A 10,194-nucleotide genomic window follows, 5' to 3' on the forward strand; every position below is an offset into this window, starting at 1 on the left:
GAAAAAACCGGCAATCTGAAAAAAAGGGCAGTGTGAAAAGCGGGCAGTCTGAAAATTGGCTCAGGAAATGGCCCGCGCCGCCTCGCGATAGAGTGTCGGCGGAACGCCGACATGGTCGCGAAAGAAGCGCGAGAAATTGCCCTGCGTGGTGAAGCCGAGATTGCAGGCGACCGAAATCAGCGGTTCCTGCGACCACTGCAACTGCCGCACCGCTTCCTCCATGCGCAGCGTGTTCCAGTAGACATTGGGCGTCAGATTGGTCTGCTCCTTGAACAGCGCGAAGAAATGCGGCCGCGACAGGCCGACGCTGCGCGCCACCTCGTCGAAGCAGATGCGTTCGCAGACATTGGCCTTCATCAGCTGGATCGCCTTGCGGACACGGAAATCCTGCACGCAGTGGACGCGGGCGCGCGCCATTTGTGGCGCCGAGGCATCGGCGGCGTCGAGCACGCTGTCGATGAAGCGCTCGATCTCGTAATTGGCGATGTCGTCGATGCTCTCATTGTCGCTGAGATGGTCGAGAAGATTGGCTGCCGCCTTGTGCAGCCACGGCTCCAGCGTGATCGCCGGTGCCGAAAACAGCGGCGCGGTCGACGGCAGGTCGCGGCGCCGGCGCGCCCAGTCCGGATCGATGTAGAAGGCGAGGAACAGGCCGGGCCGGCCGTCGCGGGACAAAGCGTGGCTGTGCGGCTGGAAGGAATTGATGCCGGCGGCGGTGCCGGGCCCAAGCCGCACCGTCTCGCGGCCGATGGTCATCTCGCCGGCCGTGCCTTCCAGCCAGATGATGATATGCGCCTCGACATGGGCATGGGTGACGAAGTCGCTGGCGACGTTCAGGACAGAAACATGTCCGAACCGGCCCCAGTAGAGCCTGATCGCTTCCGTCATGGGTATATCCTCCCGCAGGCGCTGGCCTCCCTTCGCCTGCAATCGGGATAGTGCGGCTCAGTCCGGGCCTGCGTCAAGGCGCATGTGCGCGCGTGGTGGCCGTCATGAACCGTGCCGGCCGATTTTCAGACTGAGCGATAGGAGCGCGTCCCCTTCTCCCCCTGTGGGAGAAGGTGGATCGGCGCGCTAGCGCCGAGACGGTTGAGGGGTGTTGGAAGAAATGAGGCGTTGGTGGTCTCTGGAACACCCCTCATCCGACCTCGCTGCGCGAGGCCACCTTCTCCCACAAAGGGGAGAAGGGGACGTTGGGGCTTGAACGTCACTCGTTGCGCCGGAAATTGCGGAGCCGGTCGAACAGGACCGCCATCAGAATGGCACCGCCGATGAACACCCCCTGCCAGAAGGCGTTGATGCCGAGCAGGCCAAGGCTGTTGCGGATCACTTCGATCAGCGCCGCGCCGACGACGGCGCCAAAGGCCGTGCCCATGCCGCCGGCCAGGTTGGCGCCGCCGATGACGGTGGCGGCGATGACCTGAAGCTCCATGCCGTTGCCGAGATTGGTGGTGACGGCGCCCAGCCAGCCGGTCTGGATGATGCCGGCAAGGCCCGCCGCCAGCGCCGAGATCATGTAGACAGCGACCTTGATCTGGCGCACCGGAACGCCGGTCAGCGTCGCCGCATGCTCGTTGCCGCCGATGGCGAAGATGTGCCGGCCGAATTTCGTCCAGCGCAGGACGAAGCCGGTGATCAGCGCCAGCACGATCATGTAGAGCACCGGATTGGCGATGCCGAACACAAAGGCGCCGCCGCCCAGCGCCAGAAGCTTGTCGTGGTCGGGCCCGAACTGGAAGACGACGGTGTTGTTGGAGGCGACCATGGCCAGGCTGCGCGCGATCGACAGCATGCCGAGCGTCACCACGAAGGGCGGAAACCCGAGATAGGCTATCAGGATGCCGTTGAAGGCGCCGATGATCAGCGCCGTCGCGATCGCAGCGGCAATGCCGATCTCGATGCCGTAGCCGGCATGCATGGTCACCGCCAGCACCATCGAACACAGGCAAAGTACCGAGCCGACCGACAGGTCGATGCCGCCGGTGATGATGACGAAGGTCATTCCGAGCGCGACGATGGCGACGAAGGTGATGTTGCGGGTGATGTTGTAGAGGTTCTTCGTCGTGGCGAAGGAATCGGTGGCGACGGACAGGAACAGGCAGGCGAGGATGACCGCGATCACCACCCAGAAGGTCTGGCTGGCAAACACCCTGGTCAGCAAAGTGTGCTGTTTCTGCGCGATCGTCTGGTCAAGAGTTACTGCCATCGTCGACCTTTATCTGCTTGCGTGGTGAAACCGGCTGGCATCAAACCTGTTCGATGGCGCCGGTGATGAGCCCGGTGACTTCCTCGGGCGAACTCGACGCGATCGTCTTGTCGGCGACCTTGCGGCCGCGCCGCATGACGATGACGCGGTCGGCAACGTCAAAGACGTCGGGCATGCGGTGGCTGATCAGCACGACGGCAATGCCCTGGTCGCGCAAATGGCGGATCAGGTTCAGCACCTCGGCGACCTGCCGGACCGAGATCGCCGCCGTCGGCTCGTCCATCAGCACGATCTTGGCCTGCGAAAGCATGGTGCGGGCGATCGCCACCGCCTGGCGCTGGCCGCCCGACATCTGCTTGACCAGATCGCGCGGGCGGGTTTCGGATTTCAGCACGGCAAAGATCTGGCCGGCGCGCTTGTACATGGCGGCGTAGTCGAGGATGCGAAACGGCCCGACGCCGCGGCGCAGCTCGCGGCCGAGATAGACATTGGCGGCGGCCGTCAGATTGTTGCACAACGCCAGATCCTGATGGACGATCTCGATGCCGTGCTGGCGCGCCTCCACCGGCTTGTGCAGGATCAGCTCCTTGCCGTCCATCTGCATCGTGCCATGGCTCGGGCGGAAATTGCCGGCGATCATCTTGACCAGCGTCGACTTGCCGGCGCCGTTGTCGCCCATCAGCCCGACCACCTGTCCGGCCTCGATCGACAGCGAAACGTCGTTGACGGCCTGGATGGCGCCGAAATGTTTTGAGATGTTGGCGAGTTCGAGAACCGGCACCAGTCTGCTTCCTCCGTGCTTTCGGCCTGCGGTCCTGCCGCGGCCTCGCTCTTCCCAGCTCCTCCCGGGAACCGCGCTTTCGCCCATTTACGCATATGCCCCCTTGCCGTCAACAGCGGCTTCTTTCGAAAAATCCGTTTTGTAGGACAAATAGCAATTGACGTCCGTCGCAAGCCGATATTAGCTAGGCGTCGGAGGAGATTATGCCGATCTCCTGCCCCGGCTCGCCGGGGCTGAGCAGGCGGAGGTTTATCGGTCGAGGATCTGGCAGCGTCCCTATCGCGCTGGTCTGCAACCGCATCTGGAAATTCTTATCGGCCCGGCTTGACGACACGAGCGCTCGCGAAACGAACCTCTGTCATCGCGCATCCGGGCTGGTCTGTGTGGCGGGCACGCCGTGTCCGTCTGTTTCAAGGGAGGACTGAAATGAGGAAGTCACTATTGCTCGCTGCCGTCGCCATGCTGGCGCTGGGCGCCGGGCCGGCTTTGGCCAAGAAACAGCTCGTCATCGTGGTCAAGGGGCTCGACAATCCGTTCTTCGAGGCCATCAACCAGGGTTGCCAGAAATGGAACAAGGAAAACGCCGATTCGGAGTATGAGTGCTTCTACACCGGTCCGGCATCGACCTCGGACGAAGCCGGCGAAGCCCAGATCGTCCAGGACATGCTGAGCAAGCCGGACACGGTGGCGATGGCGATTTCGCCGTCCAACGCACCGCTGATCGCCCAGACGATCAAGAGCGCCAATCCGTCGATCCCGATCATGACGCTCGACGCCGACCTCAGCAAGGAAGATGCGGGGCTGCGCAAGACCTATCTCGGCACCGACAACTACCTGATGGGCTACAAGATCGGCGAGTACATCAAGAAGGGCAAGCCGGATGGCGGCAAGATCTGCACCATTGAAGGCAATCCGGCGGCTGACAACATCCTGCGCCGCGCCCAGGGCATGCGCGACGCGCTTTCAGGCCAGAAGGATCTCCCGGCGCTCAAGGGCGAGGGCGGCTGGACCGAGGTCGCCGGCTGCCCGGTGTTCACCAATGACGACGGCGCCAAGGGCGTGCAGGCGATGACCGATATCCTCGCCGCCAATCCCGACCTCGATGCCTTCGGCATCATGGGCGGCTGGCCGCTGTTCGGCGCGCCGCAGCCCTATCGCGACCTGTTCAAGCCGATGGCCGACAAGATCGCCAAGAACGAGTTCGTCATCGGCGCTGCCGATACGATCGGCGACGAAGTGGCCATTGCCAAGGAGGGTCTGGTGACCGCGCTGGTCGGCCAGCGGCCGTTCGAAATGGGCTACAAGGCGCCCTCGGTGATGATCGACCTGGTCGAAGGCAAGCCCGTCGCCGATCCGGTCTTCACCGGTCTCGACGAGTGCACCAAGGATACGGTCGATACCTGCATCCAGAAGTAGGTTCGCAGTTTCGGGGCGTCCGCTCGACGGGCGCCCCGTCACACCGGTTCACGAAAACCTGCGAGGCGACAGTGCTGGGGCGAACCGCTCCTGCTTTGCTGCGCCTTGAGTTCAGCCTGTGCCGGGGAACATGGATGTCGGACGCCAGATCGAAAAAGCGACTTACCACTGTCAAGGCACGGGCTACGGTCAAGGCACGGGCCAAGGTCAAGGCACGGGCCAAGGTCAAGCCGCCGGTCGCCCGCCCGGCCGGCGCCCGCCGGACCGATGCGGCGCTGATCCCCGGATCGAGCGTGCATGCGTCGCTGGCCAACGAGATCGGCCTCAGGATCGTGCGCGGCGACTATCCGCCGGGAACCATCCTGCCCAACGAGGCCAAATGGTCCGAGACTTTCGACGTCAGCCGCTCGGCGGTGCGCGAAGCGATAAAAATGCTGATGGCCAAGAGCCTGCTGGCCTCACGCCCCAAGATCGGCAGCTGGGTCGAGCCGAAAGAGCGCTGGAACCTGCTCGATCGCGACGTGCTCGCCTGGTATGCGACAGCGCCCGATCGCGAAATGTTCCTGCGCACTGTCCAGGAATTCCGTCACATCATCGAGCCGGAAGCCAGCGCCTTTGCGGCGATCCGGCGCAGCGACGAGCAGATGGCCGAGATCAGCCAGGCCTGCCGGGAGATGGGCGAGGCGGCGACATTGCCGGAGCGCACCCGCGCCGACACGCGTTTTCACCTGGCTATCCTGCGCGCCTCGGGCAATGACCTCCTGGTCCCGCTCGGCGTGCTGATCGAATCGGCGCTCGATCATCTCTTCGTTTTCGTCACGCGCGAAACCAGCGACCAGCCTCGGGCGCAGGCGCTGCATGAGGCGATCGAGAAGAACATCCGCCTCCGGCGGCCGGCGGCAGCCCGCACCGCGGTGCACCGACTGCTCGCCAACACCGACGAGGTTATCGGGCGGTCGCGGCGGTAAGGTCAAACGCAATCGCTCTGAACGGCCAGGGAGCGGCGACTTGGAAGACTCACGTCGGGCCTGAAACCCCATATGCTTCGTTGACCTCGTCAGAGCGAGGAACGAACCCATTTGCCAGCACTCTTGCTGAGGAGTATCCTTTTGCGCAAAGCTGGCGGTGAGTGTCGGTTGAGAGGGGGAGCATGGCCAGACTTGTCGCACTCTACAAGACTCCGAAAGACGTGGTCGCCTTCGACCGTTACTATGTTTCGACCCACATTCCTCTGGCCAAAGCCATTCCCGGCTTGAGGAAATACGAAATCAGTGATGGCGGCGTCCATTCACCGGGTGGGGCCTCAGGCTATCATCTTGTTGCTACGCTCTACTTCGATTCCGTTGCGGATATTCAAGCGGCCTTAGCGTCCCCCGAGGGTCGGGCCACGGCGGCTGATCTTGGCAATTTTGCAGATGGCGGAGTGGAGCTAATGCTCTTTGAGACTAGGGAAGTCTGAACCTCGCACAATCCGACCCCAGCAAAGTTTCAACGGCTACCACTATCCGTTCCCGGGCGTTGGCCATGTCGTGAAGGAGGGCGATGGCTTTCGCTGGCTGCCGGCGGACTGGGTCTGGGATAGAGAAACCTGACCTGTTTGCGTTTCCTGGGCGATCTGCTGTCGGCGGATGTCACGCCTAAACGTCGATTGACACGGATCGCGGTTCTCAACGACGTCCCGTGGAAAAGCCACTGTCACCAACCGATCCGCCATCAAGTGGCCGTCAAGGCGGGACTGGAAATCCGCTGGGGCGCGTGAGCCATCGAAGAGGGCTTCTGAAGCATTGATGGCGTTTTCCGAGCGCCCACTTGGTGTATTAGATGTCGGATGTCATCTGCAGTATGACCGTAGATTGCCATGATCGTCAGGATGATCGGCTCGCTCAGGAGATCGTCAAGCGTAGGTTCACACTCTCGCGTCATGGGTCGCCTCAAAATTCTTGTTTATTCCCGCACCTTCTCCTCGAACGATGACAGTGAGACGGCGTTCGGGAAATTCCTCAAAAAGAGGTAGTCTGCATCGTCGTTGTCGACGACTGATATGGGTGCAGGTTGCCGCCATCGTCACGCGCGAAACCAGCGACCAGCCTCGGGCGCAGGCGCTGCATGAGGCAATCGAGAAGAACATCCGTCTCCGGCGTCCGGCGGCTGCAAGGAGTGCCGTGCACAGGCTGCTCACCAACACCGACGAGGTTATCGGGCGGTCTCGGCGGTGATTTCATGCGCCTTTCCTTCTCCCCTTGTGGGAGAAGGTGGCCGCGAAGCGGCCGGATGAGGGGTGTTGGAAGAAATGAGGCGTTAGCGTTCCCTGGAACACCCCTCATCCGTCCTCGCTTCGCGAGGCCACCTTCTCCCACAAGGGGAGAAGGGACGGCGGAAGCCTCAAATCGTCTGTTTCTTCCCATCCTTCGTCGGCGTCAAATCGACGCCGTTGACCTTGCCGATATGCGTCGCCAGCATCGGCACATATTGATCGGTGGGCCCAGCGGCGAACGCGCCGGCGAAGGCGTTCTTGGTGGCGTTGCCGAGCGGGTTGGCGATGCCGGCGGCACCGGCCATCGATTCGAGATAGGTGAGGTCCTTGAAGGCGTTGGCGATGGTGAATTTGTGCGCGTCGCGGTCGCCTTCAAGCGTCCAGCGCATAAAAGTCTGGTAGAAGCCACAATCCATGCGGCCGTTGCGGATGACGCTGTCGAAGCGCGGCGGCGAGATGCCGACCTTTTCGGCCAGCGCCAGCGCCTCCGAATAGATCGCCGCATAGCCCAGCGAGATGAAATTATTGAGCAGCTTCATACGGTGGCCGTCGCCGGTGTCACCGATATGGACGATACGTCCGGCCCAGGTGTCGAGCACTGGCTTCAGCCGGGCAAAGAGCGCGTCGGATGCACCGACCATGGCGTCCAGCGTGCCTTCCCAGGCCTCCTTCGGGGTGCGGCTGAGCGGGGCATCGACATAGTCGACGCCGATCGCCTTGAGTTCGGCGGCAAGCGCCATCGTCGAGGTCGGGTCGGAGGTCGAGCAATCGACGATCACCGAACCCTTGTTCAGGCCCTCCTTGAGGCCGCCCGGCCCGCGGATGATGGCCTCGACCTCGCGCGAGCCGGTGACGCAGATGAAGACGATATCGGATGCCGCTGCCACCTCGCGCGAGGTTGCGGCTTCCTTCGCACCGCGGTCGAGCATGTCCTGCGCCGGCGCGCGGTTCTTGCGGCCGAGAAACGTCAGGGAATAGCCCTTGTCGATGATGTTCTTCGCGATTCCGTGTCCCATCAGGCCAAGGCCGATGAAGCCGATCTTTTCGCTCGCGGCGGTGGTGTTCATGTCGTGTAATCCCTGTTGCGGTCTCGATGACGGCGCCGCACTTCGGCAGGCGAATTGTTGAAGCAGGTTTTTGCCGCAAGCGGTTGGCAGACGATTGCAGAGTTCGATATTGTCTGACAATACACATGAATCCTGGAGAATGTGGAGAGCAAAATGACGAAGCGGATCATGTTCACCGGCGGCAGCGGCAAGGCCGGGCGCCATGTCGTGCAGTATCTGGTCGAGCAGGGCTGCCAGGTGCTCAACATCGACACCAAGCCGCTCGACAATCCCAAGGTGCGCACCTTGATCACCGACATCACCGACAGCGGGCAGGTGTTCAATGCGCTGTCGAGCTATATGGGCCTGCATGAATTCGACCCGTCGCTGCGCGCGCAGCCGGTCGATGCCGTAGTGCATTTCGCGGCGATCCCGCGCATCATGATCACGCCCGACAACGAGGTGTTCCGCATCAACGCGCTCGGCACCTATAATGTCATCGAGGCGGCGGCAAAACTCGGCATCCGCAAGGTGGTGATCGCCTCCAGCGAGACGACCTATGGGCTGGTTTTCGCCAACGAGCCGCGCGATCCGACGCATTTCCCGCTCGATGAGGATTATGACGTCGATCCAATGGACAGCTATGCGCTGTCGAAGATCGTCAACGAGAAGACGGCGCGCGCCTTCGCGCTGCGCAGCGGCATCGACATCTACGCCTTGCGCATCGGCAACGTCATCGAGCCGCATGAATATTCGCTGTTCCCGAAATGGTTCGCCGATCCAGGTTTCCGCAAGCGGATCGCCTGGAGCTATATCGACGCGCGCGACCTCGGCCAGATCACGCTGCGCGCCATCGAGACGGACGGGCTCGGCTATCAGGTGTTCAACGCCGCCAATGACGACACCTCGTCCGACCTGCCGACGGCCGAACTCTTGAAGCGGTTCTATCCCGGCGTGCCGGTCAAGGTTGAACTCGGCGAATACGAGACGCTGCTTTCGAACCGCAAGGCGCGGGATATGCTCGGCTTCCGCCCGGAACACAGCTGGCGGAAATACGTCAGGACGGCGTGACGAGGCCGACGCATCCCGGCTGATCTGTGCACAGAGGCAGGCTTTGCCGCCCGAGGCTGTTCCGGTGCTTGACAGCTTTCGCAATCCGGACTTTGTGAACGCATGCGGGACGGCAAGCCGAATAAGCCAAAAACACCGGCCAGGGCGGCGTCGGCCGAGCGCCCGGCTGTCGTTCGCCGTGCCGATACGGCGCGCATGCCTGGGGCGAGCGTGCATGCGTCGCTGGCCAACGAGATCGGTCTCAGGATCGTGCGCGGCGACTATCCGCCGGGAACCATCCTGCCTAATGAAGCCAAATGGTCGGAGACTTTCGACGTCAGCCGCTCGGCGGTGCGCGAAGCGATAAAAATGCTGATGGCCAAGAGCCTTTTGGCGTCGCGTCCAAAGATCGGCAGCTGGGTCGAGCCGAAAGAGCGCTGGAACCTGCTCGACCGCGACGTGCTGGCCTGGTACGCGACCTCGCCCGACCGCGAGGTGTTCCTGAAGACGGTGCAGGAGTTCCGCCACATCATCGAGCCGGAAGCGACCGCCTTTGCCGCGATGCGGCGCACAGACGAGCAGATGGCCGAGATCAGCCGGGCCTGCCGGGAGATGGGCGCGGCGGCGACGCTGCAGGAGCGCACGCGCGCCGATACGCGTTTTCATCTGGCGATCCTGCGCGCCTCCGGTAACGACCTCCTGGTGCCGCTCGGCGTGCTGATCGAATCGGCGTTCGATCATCTGTTTGCCTATACGACGCGGGAACTGGACGATCTGCAGCACGCGCAGAAACTGCACGAGGCGATCGAAAGGAACATCCGCCTGCAGCGGCCGGATGCGGCACGCAACGCGGTGCGCAAGCTGTTGGCCAACACCGACGGCGTCATCAAATCGCGCTGATAAAGCGCGGCGGACCACTGCAGCGCTTCATCTTCTTTCTCCACCGCCCGCAATTTCGCCGTTCGCAATCTCCCCGTTCGCGATCGCCGCCGGGCCACAGCCGCCAATCTCCAAGATTTGAGATTAGCCGCAGGGTCCCATGCCTTCGTCATCCTGGGGCGAAGCAAGGAGCGAAGCGACGCCGCGCAGACCCCAGGATCCATGCGTGCGCCAGGCATGGCGCGTAGCGCCGTGACTGGCGCTGTTTCGGCCGCTGTGGTGGCGGTCGAGGTGACTTGGAGGTGCAAGTCCTCTGCGGGCCCGGGTGATGGGAACCGCTAGCCGAACAGCAAGGGCGTCGCCGCGAGGCGGGGTCTGAAGGAAGCTGCAAGCAAAGTGCCGGCCTGACGAACAGCAAGCGCATATGAGGCGGCCGCAACCGGGCGAGGGGGCGCATGGACCCGAAGCCCGATATCACCCCGGAGGGTGCGGCCGTAGATGCGACAGGCACATGGCACGAAGGTCACGCGTCTTACCCTGGGAGGCCTGCCGGCCTGCCCCT

At 62.9% G+C, this 10,194-nt stretch carries 9 protein-coding genes and 1 pseudogene; 6 read left to right on the forward strand and 4 right to left on the reverse strand.

Annotated features, from left to right (window positions below; genetic code table 11):
• Window positions 1-60: 60 nt before the first annotated feature.
• The 3 genes from BLT09_RS27670 to BLT09_RS27680 form a co-directional block, all read right to left on the reverse strand.
• Entirely contained in the window at window positions 61-888 is an 828-nt protein-coding gene (locus BLT09_RS27670) for an AraC family transcriptional regulator (RefSeq protein ID WP_091599207.1), read from the reverse strand.
• 319 nt (window positions 889-1,207) lie between these two features.
• The gene (locus BLT09_RS27675; protein ID WP_077382937.1) at window positions 1,208-2,206 is read right to left on the reverse strand and encodes an ABC transporter permease; all 999 of its coding nucleotides are present in this window, start codon (window positions 2,204-2,206) and stop codon (window positions 1,208-1,210) included.
• A 40-nt stretch (window positions 2,207-2,246) separates the two neighbouring features.
• Window positions 2,247-2,987: an ATP-binding cassette domain-containing protein gene (locus BLT09_RS27680; RefSeq protein ID WP_027154335.1), complete on the reverse strand. Its 741-nt coding sequence runs from the start codon at window positions 2,985-2,987 to the stop codon at window positions 2,247-2,249.
• 426 nt (window positions 2,988-3,413) lie between these two features.
• On the opposite strand from BLT09_RS27680, the gene BLT09_RS27685 reads away from it, so the two are divergent.
• The 4 genes and pseudogenes from BLT09_RS27685 to BLT09_RS35250 form a co-directional block, all read left to right on the forward strand.
• Window positions 3,414-4,403: a sugar-binding protein gene (locus BLT09_RS27685; protein WP_091599170.1), complete on the forward strand. Its 990-nt coding sequence runs from the start codon at window positions 3,414-3,416 to the stop codon at window positions 4,401-4,403.
• Between the two features lie 134 nt (window positions 4,404-4,537).
• Complete coding sequence (locus BLT09_RS27690) at window positions 4,538-5,371, forward strand: FadR/GntR family transcriptional regulator (RefSeq protein WP_091599173.1); 834 nt, start codon at window positions 4,538-4,540, stop codon at window positions 5,369-5,371.
• A 182-nt stretch (window positions 5,372-5,553) separates the two neighbouring features.
• Window positions 5,554-5,862 (forward strand): EthD family reductase, encoded by a 309-nt coding sequence (locus BLT09_RS27695; RefSeq protein WP_091599210.1) that lies wholly within the window; start codon window positions 5,554-5,556, stop codon window positions 5,860-5,862.
• A gap of 604 nt (window positions 5,863-6,466) precedes the next feature.
• A pseudogene (locus BLT09_RS35250) lies at window positions 6,467-6,619 on the forward strand (FadR/GntR family transcriptional regulator); the annotation flags it as partial.
• 166 nt (window positions 6,620-6,785) lie between these two features.
• On the opposite strand, the gene BLT09_RS27705 reads toward BLT09_RS35250, so the two are convergent.
• On the reverse strand, window positions 6,786-7,724 hold the full coding sequence (locus tag BLT09_RS27705; protein WP_091599179.1) for an NAD(P)-dependent oxidoreductase: 939 nt from the start codon (window positions 7,722-7,724) through the stop codon (window positions 6,786-6,788).
• A gap of 153 nt (window positions 7,725-7,877) precedes the next feature.
• Here BLT09_RS27705 and BLT09_RS27710 point away from each other — a divergent pair, with 153 nt between their 5' ends.
• Window positions 7,878-8,774, forward strand: coding sequence for an NAD-dependent epimerase/dehydratase family protein (locus tag BLT09_RS27710; protein WP_091599213.1), 897 nt, complete (start codon window positions 7,878-7,880; stop codon window positions 8,772-8,774).
• 102 nt (window positions 8,775-8,876) lie between these two features.
• Window positions 8,877-9,653: a FadR/GntR family transcriptional regulator gene (locus BLT09_RS27715; protein ID WP_091599182.1), complete on the forward strand. Its 777-nt coding sequence runs from the start codon at window positions 8,877-8,879 to the stop codon at window positions 9,651-9,653.
• Window positions 9,654-10,194 lie beyond the last annotated feature (541 nt).

The sequence above is a fragment of the Mesorhizobium muleiense genome (assembly GCF_900099905.1).
GTDB lineage: Bacteria > Pseudomonadota > Alphaproteobacteria > Rhizobiales > Rhizobiaceae > Mesorhizobium > Mesorhizobium muleiense.